Here is an 18,618-nt window from a genome sequence, read left to right as displayed (position 1 = left end):
CGCGCGAGGCCCCGCACCCACTCCGGGTGCGGGGCCTCGTCACGTGTGGCGTCGGGCTCAGGCCTCGAGCCCGAGCTCGGCCATCCGGGCGGCGTGCCGCTCGGTGAGCCGGGTGAACATGCGACCGAGCGCGGCGAGGTCGAGGCCCGGCCGGTCCACTCCCCCGGCCAGCAGCGCGGTGAGCGAGTCGCGGTCGCCGGCGACGCGCTGGGCCTGGGTCAGCGCCTCGCCCATCAGCCGACGACCCCAGAGCGCGAGCCGTCCGCCCAGCCGGTGGTCCTGCCGGATGCCCGCGCGCACCCGCTCGACGATGAACGCGGTCTGCCCCGAGTCCTCGAGCGAGCTGATGATCACCTCGCGGGTCTCCGGGTCGAGGTAGGCGGCGATCTCGCGGTAGAAGTCGGCGGCCAGGCCGTCGCCGACGTAGGCCTTGATCAGCCCCTCGTAGTAGTCCGACGGTGCCGTGTGGGCGTGGAACCCGTCGAAGCTCGCCCGGAAGGCCTGCATCGCCTCGGCGGGGTCGGCGCCGAGCTCCTCGAGCCGGCCGACCAGCTTCTGCAGGTGGGCGAACTCCGCGGTGGCCATCGCGCCGATGGCGATCTTGTCGTCGATGCCGGGCGCCATCTTCGCGTCCTCGACGAGCCGCTCGAACGCCGAGAGCTCGCCGTAGGCGATCGCACCGAGGAGGTCGACGGCGGCGCGGCGGTAGTCCTCGTCGGGCGATGCGGGCATGTTCGCAGCCTAGCGATAGCATCATGGTGACCGAGCCCCGGTGACACCCGCCGGTGGCCGCCTGTATGTGCGCGGTCGGCAGAGCCCCTGAGGGGCCCTTTCGAGTGGCTGACCGCAAACGCGTGGGACAACCAGACACTCTTCGAAAGCGACCTCTTCGTGACCACCACCTTCCGTGAGCTGGGCGTGCACGCCCAGATCTGCGACGCGCTCGAGCGCGCCGGCATCACCACCCCCTTCGCCATCCAGGAGATGACCCTCTCGGTCGCCCTGCTCGGCACCGACCTCATCGGCCAGGCCCGCACGGGCACCGGCAAGACCCTCGCCTTCGGCATCCCGGTGCTGCAGCGCAGCGTCGCCCCGACCGACCCGGCCTACGCCGACATGCCGCAGGGCAAGCCGCAGGCCCTCATCGTCGCCCCGACCCGTGAGCTCGCGCTCCAGGTGTCCAACGACCTCGCGCTCGCCAGCGCCGACCTGGGCCTCCGTGTCCTCACCGTCTACGGCGGCGTCGGCTACGAGCCGCAGCTCGAGGCCCTCGAGGCCGGTGTCGACATCGTCGTCGGCACCCCGGGTCGCCTGATCGACCTGGCCAACCGTCGCGCCCTCGACCTCTCCCACGTCCACGCGCTCGTGCTCGACGAGGCCGACGAGATGCTCGACCTAGGCTTCCTGCCCGACGTCATCACGTTGATCTCCAAGACGCCGGAGACCCGGCAGACGATGCTGTTCTCGGCGACCATGCCGTCCGCGATCGTCGCCCTGGCCCGCACCCACATGCGCCACCCGATGAACATCCGTGCGGAGTCGTCCTACGAGAACGCGACGGTCCCCGCCACGGCGCAGTTCATCTACCAGGCCCACGACCTCGACAAGACCGAGATCATCGGCAAGGTCCTGCAGGCCGAGGACGCCGACAAGATGATCGTCTTCACCCGCACCAAGCGGCAGGCGCAGCGGGTGGCCGAGGACCTGCAGGAGCGCGGCTTCAAGGCCTCGCCACTGCACGGCGACATGGCCCAGGTGGCGCGTGAGAAGGCGCTGGCGCGGTTCCGCGAGGACAAGATCCAGGTCCTCGTCTGCACCGACGTCGCCGCCCGCGGCATCGACGTGCGCGGCGTCTCCCACGTCGTCAACTACACCTGCCCCGAGGACGACAAGACCTACGTCCACCGCATCGGCCGCACCGGCCGTGCCGGAGCGTCGGGCACCGCGATCACCTTCGTCGACTGGGCGGACCTCCACCGCTGGAAGATGATCAACAAGGCGCTCGACCTGCCCTTCGACTCGCCCGAGGAGACGTACTCCACGTCCCCGCACCTGTTCCACGACCAGGGCATCCCCGAGGGCACCAAGGGGCGCGTCGTCGACCCGGCCCCGCCGGCGCCCAAGGCCGAGCGGACCCCGCGCGAGCGCTCCGGTGGCCGCGGCCGCTCGGACTCGGGCCGCTCGGACTCGAAGCGCTCCGACTCGGGCATGTCGGAGACGTCGGGCGACGCCCCGCGTCGCCGCAACCGCAACCGCCGTCGTACGCGCGGCGGCTCGTCGGTCGAGGCGCCCAAGTCCTGACCGAGGGCTACTTCTTCGCCCGAGCGGGCTTCTTCGCCTTCTTCCTGGGCCGGGAGGCCCGCTCGACGAGGTTCCCGGCCACCTCGCGGTAGGCCTGCGCGCCCTTGTTGGTTCGGCTGGTCGCGAGGATCGAGCGGCCGGCGGCGGGCGCCTCGGCGAACTTGATCGTCTTGGGGATCGGCGGCTCGACGACCTCGAGGTCGTAGGTCTCGCTGATGGTCTCCAGCACGGTGCGCGCATGGTTGGTGCGGCCGTCGTACAGCGTCGGCAGCACGCCCCACACCTCGAGGCCGCGGTTGGTGAAGCGTCGTACGTCGTGGACGGTGTCGAGCAGCTGGCCGACCCCGCGGTGCGACAGCGTCTCGCACTGCAGCGGCACGAGCACGCCGTCGGCGGCGGTGAGCGCGGCGACCGTCAGCACGCCGAGGGACGGCGGGCAGTCGAGCAGCACCCAGTCGTAGGCACCCTCCTCGGTGTCCGCCAGGTCGTCGGCGAGCTGCTCGAGGGCGCCCTTGATCACGTGCTCGCGACCGGTGCGGGTCAGCAGGTCGGCCTCGGCGCGCGCCAGCTCTATGGTTGCCGGCAGCAGGTCGACGCCGTCCTCGGTCTCGATGATGACCTCGGTCGGGTCGACACCCTGCGTCAGCACGTGGTGCACCGACGTCTCGAGGTCCTCGGGGTCGATGCCGAGGGAGAAGGTCAGGCACGCCTGCGGATCGAGGTCGACCAGCAGCACGCGGTGGCCGAGCTCGGCGAGCGCGGCGCCGATCGAGGCGACGGACGTCGTCTTGGCGACGCCGCCCTTCTGGTTCGCGACGGCCAGCGTGACGGGGGCCGGGGTCTGGGTGCTCATCGTGGCCATTGTGCAGGACGGGGTCGCGGTCGTTCCCGGTGTCCTGAAATGCTGGGTCCATGTCCTCCTCCCCCGTTCCCTCTCGCAGCACCGCCCTCGTCACCGGCGCCACCGCCGGCATCGGCCACGAGTACGCCGTCCAGCTGGCCGCGCGCGGCCACGACCTCGTCCTCGTCGCCCGCGACGCCGCTCGGCTCGAGGAGGTGGCCGACGAGCTGCGCCGCGCCCACCAGGTCGAGGTCGAGGTGCTCGTCGCCGACCTCGTCGACCGCGAGGCGCTGGCCCGCGTCGAGGAACGGCTCGCCGACCACGACCGGCCGGTCGACCTCCTGGTCAACAACGCCGGCTTCGGGCTGAAGAAGCGCTTCCTCGACAACACCGCCGACGAGGAGACCGCGATGCTCGAGGTGCTGGTCACCGCGGTGCTCCGGCTGAGCCACGCCGCGCTCCGGGCGATGGCCGAGCGGGGGCACGGCGGGATCATCAACGTCTCGAGCGTGGCCGCCTTCCTCCCCCGCGGCTCCTACTCCGCCGCCAAGGCGTGGGTGAACTCCTTCAGCGAGTGGGCCCACCTCGAGTACGGCCCCCGCGGCGTGAAGGTGATGGCGCTGTGCCCGGGCTTCACCAAGACCGAGTTCCACGAGCGGATGCAGGTCAAGCGGGGCGACGGCTTCATGTGGCTCGACGTCGAGTTCCTGGTCCGCGAGTCCCTCGAGGACTTCGACAAGGGCCGCGCCTACTCGATCCCCGGCGCGCAGTACAAGACGATCATCGCGCTCACCAAGCTCATCCCCAACCGTGCCCTCCGCCTGACACAGTCGATGGGCCGGCGGTAGACGCTCCCCGCGCGGGACGTCATACGGAAGGGACGAGCGGTAGTCCCGACCGTATGACGTCCCGGCTCGCTCAGGGCGAACACAGGTGCGCGTTCGGGCGGTCCCTCGCGCATCCGGAACGGAGAGGAAGGCGGTGGACGCCGCTCGACCCTCGACTGCCTTAGGGTCCCCCCATGACCGTCGTGACGAAGCGAGGGCTGCGTGCCTTCGGGGTGGGGATCCTGGTGGTCGTCGTCAGCGTGGCTCTCGGCGGATCGGACGATGAGACCGTGCATGCGATCTCCTTGCTCGTCGACCTCATGGGCGGGATCCTGATCCTCCTCGGAATCGTGCTCGTCGTGGCCGGTCTGTTCCGGAGGTCATGACCGCCGAAAGGACTCGATCCACGCGTCGAGCTCGCGCGGGCGCCTGAAGAGCAGCACCTCGGGCCCGTCGGGCGAGGCCGCCCACTCGCGCATCCGCAACCGCTTGCGGGCGAACGACTGGAAGTGCCAGCGGATGATCGAGTCGCGGGCGACGACCTTGCGCCAGGCGCCGTACGCCGAGTCGAGCAGCCACCGCTCCCCCGCGAGGATCCCGCCGATGATCTCGCGCTGGCGCTCCTCCTCGACCGGCACCCAGCCGGGCAGCCAGGTCAGCTCGTCGACGAGGGTCACCGGATGGCCGGTGATCGCGCCGATCCGCGTGGCGGCCGTGCTCTTGCCGCTGCCGGTGACGCCGTAGACGAGGACTCTGTCGGGGAGGGTGTGTGGTGTCGAGGCTCGCTGCGCTCGCACCTCAACCACCGAGGGAACGCGCCGCCAGGGAGAGCAGCCGCTCGTACTGCTCGGGGTCGGTGGTGTTGACCCCGAGGTCGTGGTCGATCTTCCCGAGGCCGTGGTGGTCGCTGCTGCCCGTCACGATGAGGTCGAGGTCGGCGGCGATCGCCCTCAGCCGCTCGCGGAGCTCCGGCGGATGGTCCTGGTGGTCCACCTCGATGCCGGCGAGCCCCAGGTCCTTCAGCGAGGCGAGGGCGGCCGCGTCCAGCACGGTCATCCCCCGCCGGCCCCACGGGTGCGCGATGACGGGCACACCGCCGGCGGCGACGATGAGCGGGATCATCTCCTCCAGCGGCGTCGCGTAGCGGTTGACGTATCCCGGCCGCCCGGGGTTGAGGAACTCGGCGAAGGCCGTCGTCCGGTCGGCCACCAGCCCCAGCCGGACGAGGGCGTCGGCCACGTGCGGGCGGCCGGCGGCGACGGACCCGCCGGACTCGCGGCGGACGTCCTCCTCGGTGATGTCGACGCCCGACTGTCGCAGTGCGGCCACGATGCCGGGCGTCCGCGACGAGCGACCCGACAGTATCTTGTCGAGCTCGGCCAGCAGGGGCGGGTACGACGGGTCCGGCAGGTAGCCGAGCAGGTGCACCCCGCGATGCTCGAGCTTGGTGCTCACCTCGAGACCCGGCACGAGCGTGATGCCGACCTCGTCGGCCGCTTGCTGCGCCTCTGCCCAGCCGGACATCGCGTCGTGGTCGGTCAGCGCCACGACGTCGAGCCCGGCGGCCGCCGCCTCGCGCATCAGCTGGGCGGGGGTGTCCGTGCCGTCACTGGCGGAGCTGTGGGTGTGGAGGTCGATGCGCACGTCAGTGGTTCCACTTCAGCAGCACCGGCGTCTCGCGCTCGAAGCCGAGCACCGACACCGTCGAGGTGTCGAGCTTGAAGAACCGTCCCTCCTCCGCCGGCTGCTCGAGCCAGCGCGCGGTCAGCACCCGCAGCGAGTGGCCGTGGGCGAAGACGATGGTGCGGTCGTGGTCCTGTGCGCGCTCGACGACGCGGTCCAGCCGCGCCGAGACCTCCTCGGCCGTCTCGCCGCCCGGCGACGGGTGGGTCCACACCGACCAGCCGGGCACGGTCTCCCGGATCTCGTCGGTGGTGATGCCCTCGTAGTCGCCGTAGGCCCACTCGGCCAGGTCGTCGTCGACCTGCGCATCGGGGAAGCCCGCCAGCTCGGCCGTACGACGGGCGCGCTGGCGCGGGCTCGTCAGCACGAGGTCGAACGCCACGTCGGCCAGCCGGGGCGCCAGCGACCGGGCGGCCTCCTCGCCGACGTCGGTGAGGGGAAGGTCGGTGGTCGAGGTGTGCCTGCCGTCGCGGCTCCACTCGGTCTCCCCGTGCCGGACGATCCACAGCTCCCGATGGGTTCCCGACGACATGCCGCGAGTCTGCCACGGGCCGACGGCCGGCCTGCCACGATGCTCGCCATGAGTGCAGACCCCGGCGTCCACCTCTGGAGGTCCCGGCTGGCCATCGCGGCCGCGTTCTTCACCCAGGGTCTCGTCTTCATCAGCCTCACCACCCGGCTGCCGCGCATCCAGGACCGCTGGGACCTCGGCGAGCTCGCCCTGTCCGGCGTCCTGCTGATGATCGTCCTGCTCGCCGGGGCGGGCTCGCTCGTCGCCGAGCGCCTCGCACCGCGCCTGGACAGCGCTGTGGTGCTCCGCGGCGGGCTGCTGGTGATCGCGGTGTCGATCGCCGTCGCCATCCTCGCCCCCGTCACCGCGGTCTTCGTGCTCGGCCTCGCGGCGTACGGCCTCGGCCTCGGGTTGGTCGACGCGACCGGCAACATGCAGGCCGTCGCCCTCGAGCACCGGCTCGGCCGGGTGGTGCTGCCGTCGTGCCACGGCGCATGGACGCTCGGCGGGGTCATCGGCGCGCTCATCACGCTCGCCACCACCGACGTGCCGTGGCCGGCCATCGCGCTGGTGGCCGTCCTGCCGCTGCTCGCGGCGGCCGCGCCCTACCTCGCGCGCGACCACGGCGAAGCGGCCACGGCCACCGAGACCGACGTGCCGTGGCGGGCGATCGTGATGGTGGGGCTGGCGCTCGTCGTTTTCTACACGGTCGACACCGCGGCAGCGACCTGGGGACCGGTCTACCTGGACGACGTGTTCGCCGCTCCCGAGGAGCTCGTCGCGCTGGCCACGCTCCCCTACCTCGTGGCGAGCGGACTGGTGCGGCTGGTGGGCGACCGGCTCACCGAGCAGGTCGGGGCCGTAAGGCTGCTGCGGGTCGGGGCACTGGTCGCCTTCGTGTCCCTGGCCGTCGTGGTCGCGGCGCCGTCATGGCCGGTCGCGGTCCTTGGCTTCACGCTGCTCGGCTGCGGGGTCGCGGTCGTCGCCCCGCTGAGCTTCTCCGCAGCCGCGGCACTCGCCGGACGCGACGCCGACCCGGCGACGCGGCGGGCGCGGGTGGACGCGGTGGTGGCGCGGTTCAACCAGTTCAACTACGCCGGCGCGCTGCTCGGCGCCGTGATGACGGGCGCGGTGGGTGCGAGCTCGCTGCGCATCGGCTTCGCCGTCCCACTCGTGCTGGTGCTGGCCCTGTTCTGGCTGGCGACGGCGTTCGCGCCGGCGGACGAGCTGTCCGCCGGCGCTCACGACCGGTCCTAGACGCCGCCACCGCCCGCCTTGCGGCGGTGCATCGGCTTGGCGACGTTCTTGTCGTTGACCTCCGAGCCGTGCGCCTTCTCGCGCGAGCCCGCGCTGTCGTCCGGGTGCCGGTGGCCCTTCTTGCGGTCGAGGGCCTCGCGCATCTTCGCCTTGAGGTCTGCGTTGGGGTCCTGGTCAGCCATGGGTCCTCCTGGATCCGAGCGGTCGCTTCTCTCGTGTGCCCTGCCACCCTGCCAAACACGTCCACCCCCGGTCGAGGCGTTTACCGGCGTCGCCGCAGGACGTCGATCCGTCCGGCCAGCTTCCCGGACATCTGGAAGACGTGCCAGCGGCAGTCGCTCACCATGACGTCGTACGCCGCGTCGCCGAACTCGGCGCGGTAGCGCTCCGGGTCGCGCAGGAGCCGCGCCAGGCGGAGCAGTGCCCGGCCGCCCTGGCCGTCGTGCTCCTCGGCCCACTCGGCCCACTCGCCGGCCAGGTCGATGGTCCCGACGACCTCGAGCCCGGACGCCGCGATCGCGTCGTCGAGCACCCGCGGGTCGGCCGAGGCCGGCACCACTCCCCTCACGTCGAAGAGCTCGTCGGCCTCCTCGGGGGCGAGCAGGTCGGTGGCGACCACCTGGTGGGCGACGACGTACGCGCCTGGGCGCAGCACGCGGGCGTGCTCGAGCATCGCCTCCGCCGGGTCCTCGACGTGCACCATCACGTCACGGCACCAGACCAGGTCGATCGAGGCGTCGGGCACGGGGATCCGCGTCGCGGTGCCGCGCTCGAACGAGACCCGCGACGCGATCTCGGGCACCTCCGACCGGCGGGCCTCGCGGGCGAGGTCGAGGTGGCGCTGCACGGGATCGATCCCGAGGACGCGGAAGCCGAAGTGCGTCGCGAGCCGGAACGCGTGCGCACCCCCGCCACAGCCGACGTCGACCACGCGGCTGTCAGGCGGCAGGTCGAGCTCGCGCACCACCTGCAGCAGCATCGACGGCCCGCGCGGGGACAGGCTCTCGTCGAGGCGCGCCGCGAACGCCTCCTCGAGCCGCGGGTAGCGGTCGTAGAGGAAGTCTCGGTCCCAGGCCACAGCGTGAGTCTGCCCTGAGTAGGGTCCCCCGCATGGCCCGCCGCGCGTTCCTCCACGTCGGGACCGCCAAGTCGGGCACCAGCTACCTCCAGGACCTCTGGTGGCGGCACCGTGACGAGCTGCAGGCGCAGGGGCTCCTGCTGCCCGGTCGCGGACGGCGCGACCACTTCACCGCCGCCGCGCTCGTCAAGGGGATGACCGCCGTCGTCGACGACCTCGACCAGCGCGACCGTGAGGTCTGGAGCCGGCTCGTCGACGAGACGCGCACGTGGGACGGGGATGTCCTCGTCAGCAACGAGCACTTCGCCGACACCCCCGCAGAGGCGGCAGTGGCAGCGCTGTCGGACCTCGCGTCCGCCGCCGACGAGGTACACGTCCTGGTCACCGCGCGCGACCTCGGCCGGGTGCTCCCCTCGGCGTGGCAGCAGCGGGTCAAGATGGGCGCCCGGATGCCCTACCGGAAGTTCCTCGGCAGCGTGCGACGCGAGGACGGCGACCAGAAGTTCTGGCGCTACCAGGACGTGCCCGCCATCCTCCGCATCTGGTCCGCCGGCCTTCCCGGAGGGCGCGTGCACGTGGTCGTCGTACCGGCACCGGGGGCGCCGCGCGACGAGCTCTGGACCCGTACGGCGTCGGTGCTGGGCATCGACGTCACCGGGCTCGACATCGAGGCGCAGCGCGCCAACGACTCCCTCGGTGTCGTCGAGGCCGAGCTGCTGCGGCGGGTCAACGACGCCGTGCCGCGCGAGCGGCGCGACCTGGCGTACTCACGCCGCGTCAAGCGCACCTTCGTGCCGACGGCCCTCGTCGGCAGTGCGCCGCGCGACTCCTTCGCCGTCCCGGACAACCACGTGGCGTGGATCGAGGAGGCGGCCGAGGGCGTCGTCGTGGCGCTCCGTGAGGGCTCCTACGACGTCGTCGGCGACCTCCGGGACCTGGAGCCCTTCGTGGCCACCGACGGTCGCACGCCCGACCAGGTCACCGACACCGAGCTGCTCGCTGCCGCCGAGGTGGTGCTGGACCGGCTGGGCCTGCCGCCCGCGGGATCGCTCGACGCGGCGCTCACCGACCTCGCCGGGCACCTGCTCAGCGCGGGATGAGGGCCCAGTAGTCGAGGTCGAGCAGGACGCCGTCGGCGTACTTTCCGTCCTCCGTGCGCAGCGTCATCGACTCGTCGCGACCGCGGGTCGCCACCAGCCGCAGCCGCAGCGCCCCTACGCCGGGCGCATCGAGCTCGGCGACGTCGATCACCTCCGACCACGCGTGGACGGTGTCGTCGGCGAAGGCCGGGGACACGTGCGCACCCGCGTTGATGGCCGCGATCAGCTGTGCGTTGGCCAGGCCGTTGAACGACAGCGCCCGCGCCAGCGAGATCACGTGCCCGCCGTAGACCAGTCGGCGGCCGTCGGGGCGGGCGTCGGTGGAGAAGTGCACCTTCGCCGTGTTCTGCCACAGCCGCGTGGCCATCATGTGCTCGGCGTCGGTGAGGGTGACGCCGTCGACGTGGTCGATCCGCTCCCCCACCTCGTAGTCGCCGAGCCGGTGCGGCGAGCCGGCCGCCGCGTCGTCGTACGACGAGAAGTCGAGGCCCGCCGGCACGACCAGGTCTCCCGCCTCGACGGCAGGAGCCAGCGCGGGCACGACGGTCTCCGGGGCAGGTGACTCCGCTCCCCCTTCGACGGCACTGCGCTTGTGCACCATCACCCAGCGCGCCCAGTCGATCGCCACCTCGCCCCGCTGGTTGGTCGCCGTGGACCGCACCCAGACGACGCCGGTCCTCCCGTTCGAGTTCTGCTTGAGGCCGATGACCTCCGAGCGCGTGCTCAGCGTGTCGCCGGGCACGACCGGCAGGTGGAAGCGGCACTCGGCGTAGCCCAGGTTGGCGACGGCGTTGAGCGAGACGTCCGGCACGGTCTTGCCGAAGGCGACGTGGAAGCCGACGAGCTCCTCCACGGGGTGCGGCGCCAAGCCGACCGAGGCGGCGAACTCGGCGGACGACGGGACCGCGAAGCGCGTCGGGTAGATCGCCCCGTACAACGCGCGGTCGCCCTCGGTGATGGTGCGGGGCGTGGCGTGGTCGATGACCTGCCCGACGGCGAAGTCCTCGAAGAAGTTGCCGGGGTTCGTCTTGGCCGCAGTCATGCCGGCCATCGTGCCGCAGCCGGGCCCGGCGCGGTCCGGCTGCTCACGTGGGATGTGTCACGCAGGACGTGTCACGCGGGGTCGCCCTGCAGGGTCGTCTCGAGCACCGCCCGGTCCGACCTGCCGTTGCGGACGTGGATCTCGACGGTCCCGCCCCCGTCGGACTCCGGGAGGACCTCCACGCGCTGGACGTCGGCGTCCGGCACCCCGAGCTCCCGTCTGGCGACCCGGAGGTTGTCGAACAGCCTCACCACGTCGAGGGTGCCGAGGTCGACCATGGCAGTCGGGCCGTCGACGTCGAGCGGCCTCCCCTCGCGCACCCAGTCACCGTCCCACGTCCACACCTCGTAGCGTGCCTGCTCGACGGGGACGTGCACGACGACGCGGTACGAGACGAAGGTGACGCGGTAGGCCTCCGTCGTGCCGAACTTCGCCCCGTATCGGCGGATGAATCGCCGCACGCCCGCGTCCGTCAGCTCGTAGTCCGCCGCTGGGACGCCCGCGTCGACCGAGAACGTTCCCCCGCCGTAGATCGACTCCGGCTCGTCCGCCGGAGCCATCACCAACCCGGCGATCGCCATGACCACGATCGCGGCCGCGACCCAGCCGAGGAACGCCGTCTCCGAGCGGCGCCTCGGCGGGACCGGCCACGGGACGGGCTCGGGGAGCGCCACCTGCTCCGGCACGACGACACGGGGCGCCGGCGGCTGGACCACGACGGGTGCTGGCTGGTTCTGCAGGTCGCGGGTGAGCAGGTCGAGCTCGTCGAGGGTCTCGGCGACCAGCGCGCGGCTGACCCGCAGCTCGCGGTCCGCCTCACCGAGCTGCCCGTCGACGTACGCCGTCTGGATGACGTCGACGTAGCGCTCACGGTCGGCGTCCCTGGCGCGGTATCCCCCCACGACGCGGAGTCTAGGTCCACGCCTCAGGTCTCGTACGGGAACGCGCGCACCACGTCACCGGCGGGTGCGGTCTTGAGGTAGCCGCTCTCGTTGAACTGGTTGCCGATGTAGATGTTCACCGACGGCTGGTCGTCGAACCAGCGGTTCACCAGCACGTGGGTGAGCCTGCCGCGCTCGACGTTCAGGGTCTTCCTGGCCGTCTCGATGTTGGCGAACATCCGACGGACGTCGACCGTGCCGAGGTCGACCCGTTCGGTGGGACCGGTGACCGCGGACGCGTCGGTGTCCTGCGTCCACTCGCCGGTCCACGACCAGCGCTCCATCCGTGGACGCGAGCCACGCACCGGCACCTGGACACCGACCCGATGGGGGTAGAACCCGGCCTCGTAGACCTCGAGCGTGCCGAACTGCTCCTCGTAGGCGCGCATGAACGCCCGGACCTGGCCGGGAGTCATCTCGAACGTCGGCGTGGCCGGCGGGTCCTCCGAGACGACCTCCGGGTCGGCGAGCCCCGACTCGAAAACGGGTCCGGAACCGCTCTCCGACGACGTGGACCCGTCACCCAAGGCGACGAACATCGTCACCACGATGAGCCCGATGACGAGCGCGACGCCGACGAAGCTGAACGCGACGAACCCGCCGACCAGCCTCGCGAGGAGTGGCATGCGCGGTCCCGGGGCGCGCACACCGGGCACTGTGGTGGTCACGGCGCCCGGTGGCGGCTGGAGGTCACGGGTGAGCGTCTGGAGCTCGTCGAGCGTCTCTGCGGACAGCGCCCGGCCGACGCGGAGGTCCCGGTCGGCGGAGTTGAGCTGCCCGTCGACGTAGGCCGCCTCGATCAGCTCGACGAAGCGGTCACGGTCCTCGTCCTTGGCCCGGAATCCCCTCATGCCGGGAGTCTAGGGCGGGAAAGGCCCGTCAGTCGGTGGTGCTGAACGCGGCGTCGAAGGCGGCATCGGGAGCGTCGAACGCCAACCGGCGGACGAACTCGAGGGCCTCGGGCGCACCGATCAGGCGGTCCATCCCGGCGTCCTCCCACTCGACGGAGATCGGGCCGTCGTAGCCGATCGTGTTGAGCATCCGGAAGGACTGCTCCCACGGCACGTCGCCGTGGCCGGTCGAGACGAAGTCCCAGCCGCGGCGCGGGTCGGCCCACGGCAGGTGGGAGCCCATGCGGCCGTTGCGGCCGTTGCCGACCTGCTTCTTCGCGTCCTTGCAGTCGACGTGGTAGATCCGGTCCTTGAAGTCCCACAGGAACCCGACCGGGTCGAGGTCCTGCCAGACGAAGTGGCTCGGGTCCCAGTTGAGGCCGAAGGCCTCGCGGTGGTCCACGGCCTCCAGCGCGCGGACGGTCGTCCAGTAGTCGTAGGCGATCTCCGAGGGGTGCACCTCGTGGGCGAACTTCACGCCCTCGCTGTCGAAGACGTCGAGGATCGGGTTCCAGCGGTCGGCGAAGTCCTGGTAGCCGGCGTCGACCATGTCCTGGGTGGCCGGCGGGAACATCGCGACGTACTTCCAGATCGAGGAGCCGGTGAACCCGACCACCACGTCGACGCCGAGCTTGCGCGCCGCGCGGGCGGTCATCTTCATCTCCTCGGCGGCACGCGTACGCACGCCCTCGGCGTCGCCGTCGCCCCAGATCTTGTCGGGGAGGATCCCGCGGTGGCGCTCGTCGATCGGGTCGTCACAGACGGCCTGGCCCTTGAGGTGGTTGCTGATCGCGAAGACCTGGAGGTCGTACTTCTTCAGCATCTCCAGCTTGGCCGGGACGTAGGACTCGTCCTCCACTGCGGCCCACGGGTCGAAGTGGTCGCCCCAGCAGGCGAGCTCGAGGCCGTCGTAGCCCCACCCGGAGGCGAGCTTGCACATCTCCTCGAAGGGCAGGTCGGCCCACTGGCCGGTGAACAGGGTGACAGGGCGAGGCATCAGGGGTCCCTTCGTCGGTGGATCGGATGAGTCGGGCGGTCAGGCAGGGATGTCCTGCCAGGACGAGCTCTGGGAGCTCGCCTCGACGGCGGCCAGGACGCGCTGGACCTGGAGGCCGTCGGCGAAGGACGGTGCGGGGTCGGCACCCTTCGCGATGTCGGTCACGAGGTCGACGACCTGGTGGGTGAAGCCGTGCTCGTAGCCGAGGAGGTGGCCAGGGGGCCACCACGCGGCGACGTAGGGGTGGTCGGCCTCGGTGGCCAGGATCCGGCGGAAGCCGGCGGTCGTCGACGAGTCGTCGCCGTCGAAGAAGTGGAGGACGTTCATGTCCTCGAAGTCGAACGCCAGGCTGCCGCGCGAGCCGTTGATCTCGATGCGGATGGCGTTCTTGCGCCCGTTGGCGAAGCGGGTCGCCTCGAAGACGCCCATCGCCCCGCCGCGGAACTGGGCGAGGAAGGCGGCGGCGTCGTCGACGGTCACGGGACCGGTGCCACTGCCCGCGGTGCCGGAGAGCCCGGAGTGCTCGCTCGGGAGCGGACGCTCCTTGACGAAGGTCTCGAGCCGGCCGGTGACGGTGGCGATGGTGTCGCCGGTGATGTACTGCGTGAGGTCGACGATGTGCGCGCCGATGTCGCCGAGCGCGCCGGAGCCGGCCTTCGACTTGTCCAGGCGCCACGACAGCGGGGCCTGGGGGTCGATGATCCAGTCCTGCAAGTACTGCGCACGGACGTGGTGGATGGTGCCGAGGCGCCCCTCGGCGACGAGCTGGCGGGCCAGCCCGATGGCCGGCACGCGGCGGTAGGTGAAGCCCACCATCGACCGGACGCCGTTGGCCCGGGCCTTCTCGGCGGCGGCCACCATGGCCTCCGCCTCCTCGACGGTGTTGGCGAGCGGCTTCTCGCACAGCACGTGCTTGCCCGCCTCGAGGGCCGCGATGGCGATCTCGGCGTGCGTGTCCCCCGGCGTGCAGACGTCGATCAGGTCGACGTCGTCGCGATCGACGAGTGCGCGCCACGACGTCTCGGTGGAGTCCCACCCGAGCTGCTCGGCGGCGGCCTTGACCTTCGCCTCGTCGCGCCCGGCGACGGCGGCCATCCGCACCTTGAGCGGGAGGTCGAAGAAGCGGGGCGCGTTGCGCCAGGCCTGGGAGTGGGCGGCGCCCATGAAGGCGTAGCCCGCCATCCCCACGGACAGGGTGTCGTGCTCTGCGGTCATCTGGGATTCCTGTTCTGTGGTCGGCCCGGCTGGAGACGAGGTGGTCTGGAACGGCACGCACCCGGCCGGCGCCCCCGCGGGGGCGCCGGCCGGGTCAGCGGCTCAGGACTCGAACGCGCTGTCGATGTACTGGTCGACATTGTCGGCGGTCACGACGGGTGCGAAGAGCTGCACCTCGCGCGGGACCTCGACCTCGACCAGGTCGCTCATCGCCTTCTGCTGCACGAGCAGGCGGGCGAGCTTGACGCCGTCGGCGCCCTGGGTCGACGGGTAGATGACCGTCGCCTTGAGCACGCCGCTGCCGTCCTGGATCTCGCGCATGGCGTTGGCCGAGCCGGCACCACCGATCATGGTGAACTCGTCGCGTCCGGCGCTCTCGATCGCGGCCAGGACGCCGACGCCCTGGTCGTCGTCGTGGTTCCACAGGAAGTCGATCTTCTTCTCGGCCTGCAGGAGGTTGGACGCGACCTCCTCGCCGCTCTCGACGGTGAACTCGGCGGCCTGGCGGGCGTCGACGTCGAGACCGCACTCGGCGAGCGCGTCCTCGAAGCCCTGGCTGCGGTCCTGGGTCAGGGGCAGCGAGTCGATGCCGGCGATCTCGGCGACGACGGCGTCGGTGTTGCCGTCGGCCTGCTCGCAGACGTACTGGCCGGCCGAGACGCCCATGCCGTAGTTGTCACCGAGGACGGTGACACGGGCGGCGTTGGGGTCGTCGAACTCGCGGTCGACGTTGATGACCGGGATGCCGGCCTCCATCGCCTTGAGCGCGACCGGCGTCATCGCGGCGCCGTCGAAGGGCAGCAGCACGATCGCGTCGACACCGTCGTTGATGAAGGTCTCGACCTGGCTGATCTGCAGGTTGACGTCGTTGGTGCCCTCGGCGATCTGCAGGTCGAGGTCGTCGTACTGGTCGGCGAGGTCGCGGACGTTGTTGGTGATGGCCGCCATCCAGCCGTGGTCCGCGGCCGGGGCCGAGAAGCCGATGGTCACCGTGTCGCCGGACTCGTCGTTGCTGCCGGCGGCAGCCGCGGGAGCAGCGTCCGACGAGCTGTCGTTGTCGTCGTTGGCGGCGTCCTCGGCGCTCCCGGTGCAGGCGGTGAGTGCCAGGACGGCGACCGCGCCGACCACGAGGCCGGGGTAGCGGCGGCTCTTCTGCCGTGAGGTGGTGGTGCGCAGTCGCATGGGTTGTGCTCCTTGTTCTTGGGGCTGCGTTTCGTGGTGTGCGGGATGTGCGGGTGGTGCGATTCCGAGTACGGGGTGGGCTCAGGTCGAGACCGAGCGCCGGGCCAGGCGCTGCTGGAGCAGCACGGCGACGACGATGATCAGGCCCTTCGCCACGGCCTGGGTCGAGCTGTCCTGGTTGTTGAGGACGAAGACGTTGCTCAACGTGCTGAAGATCAGCACGCCGAACACGGTGCCGACGATCGTGCCGCGGCCGCCGGTCAGCAGGGTGCCGCCGATGACGACGGCGGCGATCGCGTCGAGCTCGAGCAGGGTGCCGTGGGTCGAGCTCCCGGTCGACGTACGGGCGAGGTACATCAGCGCGGCGAGGCCGCAGCAGACGCCGACGAGGACGTAGACGAGGGTGGTGTGGCGCTTGACGTTGATGCCGGCCAGGCGAGCTGCCTCCGGGTTGCCGCCGACCGCGAGGGTGCGGCGCCCGAACGTCGTCCGGTTCAGCAGGAGCCAGCCGGCGACCGCGACCAGGGCGAAGATCACCACGAGCAGCGGGATGCCCAGGACGTCGGCCGACCAGAAGTCCTTGAAGCCCTCCACCCGCACGATCTGCGTGCGCCGCTCGGAGATGATCTCCGCGAGGCCTCGCGCCGAGGCCAGCATCGCGAGCGTCATGATGAACGGGACGACGTTGCCGTAGGCGATCAAGACACCGTTGACGAGGCCGCAGGCGCCACCCACCGCGAGCGCCACGAACACCATGACCAGCCAGGACGTGTCCTCGGCCATGTTCTGGGTCGCGTAGGTGCTGGCCCAGACGGACGCGAGGGCGACGATCGCGCCGACGGACAGGTCGATGCCGCCGGAGATGATCACGAAGGTCATCCCGATGCTGACCACGCCGACGATCGAGGCGAGGCGCAGGATCGTGACCAGGTTGTCGACGCTGGCGAACCGGTCGCCGGCCGTCGCGACGCCGACCACGCAGATCACGAGCAGGGCGACGACGAGGCCGATGTTGCGCCCGAAGGCGCCGCTCATCAGGCCGCCCCCGTGCGAGGTCCGCTCGGACTCAGCGGCCGCCTGCTCCACCTTGACGGTGTCGCTCGTGGGGCCGACGGTGTTCTCCACACCGGTCAGGTCCGGACCCGTTCCCGGGGTGGTGCTGTGCTCGCTCATGCGGCGCTTCCTTCCATGACGAGGTCGAGGACTCGCGACTCGTCGATCTCTGTGGCGGGTCCTTCGTGCACGACGCGGCCCTCACGGACCACCAGCACCCGGTCGGCGAGACCGAGCACCTCCTCGACCTCGCTGGACACGACGACGATGGCGACGCCGGAGTCGGCCAGGGCGCGTACGACGGTGTAGATCTCGGCGCGGGCGCCCACGTCGACGCCGCGGGTGGGTTCGTCGAGCAGGAGCACCTTGCACTCGCGGAGCAGCCAGCGGGCCAGGACGACCTTCTGCTGGTTTCCGCCCGACAGGAGGCGCACGAGGCGGTCGACCCCTGCCGGACGGACGTCGAGGGACTCGGTGATCTCCCGGGACCTGCGGCGCTCCTCGCCGCGGTCGAGGAAGCCCAGGCGCGCGAAGCGGCCCATCGTCGAGACCGTGATGTTGCTGTAGATGGCCTGGTCGAGCAGGAGGCCTTGGCTCTTGCGCTCCTCGGGGGCCAGGCCGAGGCCGGCCTTCACCGCGGCGGTGACCGATCCGCGGCGCAGCTCCTTGCCGTTGACCCGTACGACGCCCGCGGTCGGGCGACGTGCGCCGTAGACCGTCTCGATGATCTCGGAGCGGCCGGCGCCGACGAGCCCGGCCAGCCCGACGATCTCCCCCGCGTGGACCGTCAGGTCGACGCCGGAGAACACGCCGGGCAGCTCGAGGCCGCTGACCTCGAGGACGGGCTCGCGGGGGGTGGTTGCTGCGTCGCCGCGGGGCGGGAAGACGTACTCGATCGAGCGGCCGGTCATCAGCTTGATGAGCTCGGCGGTCGGCGTGTCGGCCACGGCGAGGCCGGTGGCGACGGTGCTGCCGTCCTTGAGCACGGTGATCCGGTCGCCGATCTGCCGGATCTCCTCGAGGCGGTGGGAGATGTAGACGATGGCCACGCCCTCGGCGGTCAGGTCGGCGATGACCCGGAAGAGGTTGTCGACCTCACCCTGGTCGAGCACGGCCGACGGCTCGTCGAGGACGAGGAGGCGGGTGTTCTGCGAGAGCGCGCGCGCCATGCTCACGACCTGCTGGGCGGCCGGCGTGAGCCGTCCGACCTCGCGGGTCGGGGAGATCTCGCTGTGGCCGAGCCGGGCCAGCAGCGCGGCGGCCTCGCGGTTGGTGCGACCGCGCTGGCTCACCCCCGCCGACGACAGCTCGTGGCCGAGGAAGATGTTCTCCGCCACCGAGAGGCCGGGCACGAGGTCCAGCTCCTGGTAGATCGTCGAGATCCCGAGCTTCATCGCCGCCTGCGGCGTGCCGAGGGCGACGGGCTCGCCCTCCCAGAGGATCTCGCCCTCGTCGGGCTGGTAGCTCGCGGAGAGCACCTTGATCAGGGTCGACTTGCCGGCGCCGTTCTGGCCGAGGAGGCAGTGCACCTCGCCGGGACGGACGTCGAGGTCGACGCCACCGAGCGCGAGCACGCCGGGGAAACGCTTGACGATGCCGCGCATCTCGAGGAGCGGTGCCGAGGTCGGCTGGGAGTTCACGGGGGGAACTGTGGCACGCGTCACGCACTTTTGTCGAGCACCGGACAAAAGTTTCTGAGG

At 71.4% G+C, this 18,618-nt stretch carries 20 protein-coding genes; 5 read left to right on the top strand and 15 right to left on the bottom strand.

Annotation, left to right across the window (positions count from 1 at the left end):
* Nucleotides 1-57: 57 nt before the first annotated feature.
* Nucleotides 58-732 (bottom strand): ferritin-like fold-containing protein, encoded by a 675-nt coding sequence (locus tag L2K70_RS19640; RefSeq protein ID WP_236405033.1) that lies wholly within the window; start codon nucleotides 730-732, stop codon nucleotides 58-60.
* A gap of 108 nt (nucleotides 733-840) precedes the next feature.
* On the opposite strand from L2K70_RS19640, the gene L2K70_RS19635 reads away from it, so the two are divergent.
* Nucleotides 841-2,301 carry a DEAD/DEAH box helicase gene (locus L2K70_RS19635; protein ID WP_372477494.1) on the top strand — a complete coding sequence of 487 codons (1,461 nt, stop codon included), beginning with the start codon at nucleotides 841-843 and terminating at the stop codon, nucleotides 2,299-2,301.
* 7 nt (nucleotides 2,302-2,308) lie between these two features.
* Here the strand turns inward: L2K70_RS19635 and L2K70_RS19630 are convergent, their stop codons facing one another.
* Nucleotides 2,309-3,154 carry a ParA family protein gene (locus L2K70_RS19630; protein ID WP_308195856.1) on the bottom strand — a complete coding sequence of 282 codons (846 nt, stop codon included), beginning with the start codon at nucleotides 3,152-3,154 and terminating at the stop codon, nucleotides 2,309-2,311.
* Between the two features lie 59 nt (nucleotides 3,155-3,213).
* Between L2K70_RS19630 and L2K70_RS19625 the strand changes: the two genes are divergently transcribed.
* Together L2K70_RS19625 and L2K70_RS19620 are read left to right on the top strand one after the other, a co-directional pair.
* A complete protein-coding gene (locus L2K70_RS19625; RefSeq protein WP_236405031.1) occupies nucleotides 3,214-3,990 on the top strand; it encodes an SDR family NAD(P)-dependent oxidoreductase in 777 nt (258 codons plus the stop codon).
* A 173-nt stretch (nucleotides 3,991-4,163) separates the two neighbouring features.
* Nucleotides 4,164-4,355 (top strand): hypothetical protein, encoded by a 192-nt coding sequence (locus tag L2K70_RS19620; protein ID WP_236405030.1) that lies wholly within the window; start codon nucleotides 4,164-4,166, stop codon nucleotides 4,353-4,355.
* Here L2K70_RS19620 and L2K70_RS19615 read toward each other — a convergent pair.
* From L2K70_RS19615 to L2K70_RS19605, 3 genes are read right to left on the bottom strand one after another with little or no spacing between them, the layout of a single operon-like run.
* Nucleotides 4,350-4,766: a P-loop NTPase family protein gene (locus tag L2K70_RS19615; protein WP_236405029.1), complete on the bottom strand. Its 417-nt coding sequence runs from the start codon at nucleotides 4,764-4,766 to the stop codon at nucleotides 4,350-4,352. The two genes, L2K70_RS19620 and L2K70_RS19615, sit on opposite strands and share 6 nt — an antisense overlap.
* 1 nt (nucleotide 4,767) lies before the next feature.
* A complete protein-coding gene (locus L2K70_RS19610) occupies nucleotides 4,768-5,613 on the bottom strand; it encodes a PHP domain-containing protein (RefSeq protein WP_236405028.1) in 846 nt (281 codons plus the stop codon).
* 1 nt (nucleotide 5,614) lies between these two features.
* Nucleotides 5,615-6,184, bottom strand: a complete 570-nt coding sequence (locus L2K70_RS19605; RefSeq protein WP_236405025.1) for a histidine phosphatase family protein — start codon at nucleotides 6,182-6,184, stop codon at nucleotides 5,615-5,617.
* Nucleotides 6,185-6,232: 48 nt separating this feature from the next.
* On the opposite strand from L2K70_RS19605, the gene L2K70_RS19600 reads away from it, so the two are divergent.
* Nucleotides 6,233-7,420 (top strand): MFS transporter, encoded by a 1,188-nt coding sequence (locus L2K70_RS19600; protein ID WP_236405023.1) that lies wholly within the window; start codon nucleotides 6,233-6,235, stop codon nucleotides 7,418-7,420.
* Here the strand turns inward: L2K70_RS19600 and L2K70_RS19595 are convergent.
* Together L2K70_RS19595 and L2K70_RS19590 are read right to left on the bottom strand one after the other, a co-directional pair.
* Nucleotides 7,417-7,602, bottom strand: a complete 186-nt coding sequence (locus L2K70_RS19595) for a DUF5302 domain-containing protein (RefSeq protein ID WP_236405021.1) — start codon at nucleotides 7,600-7,602, stop codon at nucleotides 7,417-7,419. The genes L2K70_RS19600 and L2K70_RS19595 overlap by 4 nt on opposite strands.
* Nucleotides 7,603-7,682: 80 nt before the next feature.
* On the bottom strand, nucleotides 7,683-8,498 hold the full coding sequence (locus L2K70_RS19590; RefSeq protein WP_236405019.1) for a class I SAM-dependent methyltransferase: 816 nt from the start codon (nucleotides 8,496-8,498) through the stop codon (nucleotides 7,683-7,685).
* A 32-nt stretch (nucleotides 8,499-8,530) separates the two neighbouring features.
* On the opposite strand from L2K70_RS19590, the gene L2K70_RS19585 reads away from it, so the two are divergent.
* Nucleotides 8,531-9,598 carry a hypothetical protein gene (locus tag L2K70_RS19585; protein ID WP_236405018.1) on the top strand — a complete coding sequence of 356 codons (1,068 nt, stop codon included), beginning with the start codon at nucleotides 8,531-8,533 and terminating at the stop codon, nucleotides 9,596-9,598.
* On the opposite strand, the gene L2K70_RS19580 is transcribed toward L2K70_RS19585, so the two are convergent.
* The 8 genes from L2K70_RS19580 to L2K70_RS19545 all read right to left on the bottom strand — a co-directional run bounded on the left by L2K70_RS19580 (nucleotide 9,585) and on the right by L2K70_RS19545 (nucleotide 18,558).
* Nucleotides 9,585-10,640, bottom strand: a complete 1,056-nt coding sequence (locus tag L2K70_RS19580; protein WP_236405017.1) for a MaoC family dehydratase — start codon at nucleotides 10,638-10,640, stop codon at nucleotides 9,585-9,587. The two genes, L2K70_RS19585 and L2K70_RS19580, sit on opposite strands and share 14 nt — an antisense overlap.
* A 71-nt stretch (nucleotides 10,641-10,711) precedes the next feature.
* On the bottom strand, nucleotides 10,712-11,542 hold the full coding sequence (locus tag L2K70_RS19575; protein WP_236405016.1) for a DUF1707 SHOCT-like domain-containing protein: 831 nt from the start codon (nucleotides 11,540-11,542) through the stop codon (nucleotides 10,712-10,714).
* A gap of 23 nt (nucleotides 11,543-11,565) precedes the next feature.
* Nucleotides 11,566-12,432 carry a DUF1707 SHOCT-like domain-containing protein gene (locus tag L2K70_RS19570; protein ID WP_236405015.1) on the bottom strand — a complete coding sequence of 289 codons (867 nt, stop codon included), beginning with the start codon at nucleotides 12,430-12,432 and terminating at the stop codon, nucleotides 11,566-11,568.
* 28 nt (nucleotides 12,433-12,460) lie between these two features.
* Nucleotides 12,461-13,468, bottom strand: coding sequence for a sugar phosphate isomerase/epimerase family protein (locus tag L2K70_RS19565; protein WP_236405014.1), 1,008 nt, complete (start codon nucleotides 13,466-13,468; stop codon nucleotides 12,461-12,463).
* A gap of 39 nt (nucleotides 13,469-13,507) precedes the next feature.
* Nucleotides 13,508-14,683: a Gfo/Idh/MocA family protein gene (locus L2K70_RS19560; protein ID WP_236405013.1), complete on the bottom strand. Its 1,176-nt coding sequence runs from the start codon at nucleotides 14,681-14,683 to the stop codon at nucleotides 13,508-13,510.
* A 102-nt stretch (nucleotides 14,684-14,785) separates the two neighbouring features.
* Nucleotides 14,786-15,865, bottom strand: coding sequence for a substrate-binding domain-containing protein (locus L2K70_RS19555; RefSeq protein ID WP_236405012.1), 1,080 nt, complete (start codon nucleotides 15,863-15,865; stop codon nucleotides 14,786-14,788).
* Nucleotides 15,866-15,946: 81 nt separating this feature from the next.
* Nucleotides 15,947-17,038 carry an ABC transporter permease gene (locus tag L2K70_RS19550; RefSeq protein WP_236405011.1) on the bottom strand — a complete coding sequence of 364 codons (1,092 nt, stop codon included), beginning with the start codon at nucleotides 17,036-17,038 and terminating at the stop codon, nucleotides 15,947-15,949.
* The gene (locus tag L2K70_RS19545; protein ID WP_236405010.1) at nucleotides 17,035-18,558 is read right to left on the bottom strand and encodes a sugar ABC transporter ATP-binding protein; all 1,524 of its coding nucleotides are present in this window, start codon (nucleotides 18,556-18,558) and stop codon (nucleotides 17,035-17,037) included. Before L2K70_RS19545 ends, L2K70_RS19550 begins: the two co-directional genes overlap by 4 nt.
* Nucleotides 18,559-18,618 lie beyond the last annotated feature (60 nt).

It is taken from the genome of Nocardioides potassii (genome assembly GCF_021648885.1).
GTDB classification, from domain to species: Bacteria; Actinomycetota; Actinomycetes; order Propionibacteriales; family Nocardioidaceae; genus Nocardioides; species Nocardioides potassii.
Note: the sequence above shows the minus strand (reverse complement) of the source record. Positions and strands in the feature narration are given on the sequence as shown.

Coding starts and splice junctions, on each gene's coding strand:
- L2K70_RS19640 (WP_236405033.1), bottom strand. CDS start 732: ATGCCCGCATCGCCCGACGAGGACTACCGCCGCGCCGCCGTCGACCTC.
- L2K70_RS19630 (WP_308195856.1), bottom strand. CDS start 3,154: ATGAGCACCCAGACCCCGGCCCCCGTCACGCTGGCCGTCGCGAACCAG.
- L2K70_RS19625 (WP_236405031.1), top strand. CDS start 3,214: ATGTCCTCCTCCCCCGTTCCCTCTCGCAGCACCGCCCTCGTCACCGGC.
- L2K70_RS19620 (WP_236405030.1), top strand. CDS start 4,164: ATGACCGTCGTGACGAAGCGAGGGCTGCGTGCCTTCGGGGTGGGGATC.
- L2K70_RS19605 (WP_236405025.1), bottom strand. CDS start 6,184: ATGTCGTCGGGAACCCATCGGGAGCTGTGGATCGTCCGGCACGGGGAG.
- L2K70_RS19600 (WP_236405023.1), top strand. CDS start 6,233: ATGAGTGCAGACCCCGGCGTCCACCTCTGGAGGTCCCGGCTGGCCATC.
- L2K70_RS19595 (WP_236405021.1), bottom strand. CDS start 7,602: ATGGCTGACCAGGACCCCAACGCAGACCTCAAGGCGAAGATGCGCGAG.
- L2K70_RS19585 (WP_236405018.1), top strand. CDS start 8,531: ATGGCCCGCCGCGCGTTCCTCCACGTCGGGACCGCCAAGTCGGGCACC.
- L2K70_RS19580 (WP_236405017.1), bottom strand. CDS start 10,640: ATGACTGCGGCCAAGACGAACCCCGGCAACTTCTTCGAGGACTTCGCC.
- L2K70_RS19570 (WP_236405015.1), bottom strand. CDS start 12,432: ATGAGGGGATTCCGGGCCAAGGACGAGGACCGTGACCGCTTCGTCGAG.
- L2K70_RS19565 (WP_236405014.1), bottom strand. CDS start 13,468: ATGCCTCGCCCTGTCACCCTGTTCACCGGCCAGTGGGCCGACCTGCCC.
- L2K70_RS19560 (WP_236405013.1), bottom strand. CDS start 14,683: ATGACCGCAGAGCACGACACCCTGTCCGTGGGGATGGCGGGCTACGCC.
- L2K70_RS19555 (WP_236405012.1), bottom strand. CDS start 15,865: ATGCGACTGCGCACCACCACCTCACGGCAGAAGAGCCGCCGCTACCCC.
- L2K70_RS19550 (WP_236405011.1), bottom strand. CDS start 17,038: ATGAGCGAGCACAGCACCACCCCGGGAACGGGTCCGGACCTGACCGGT.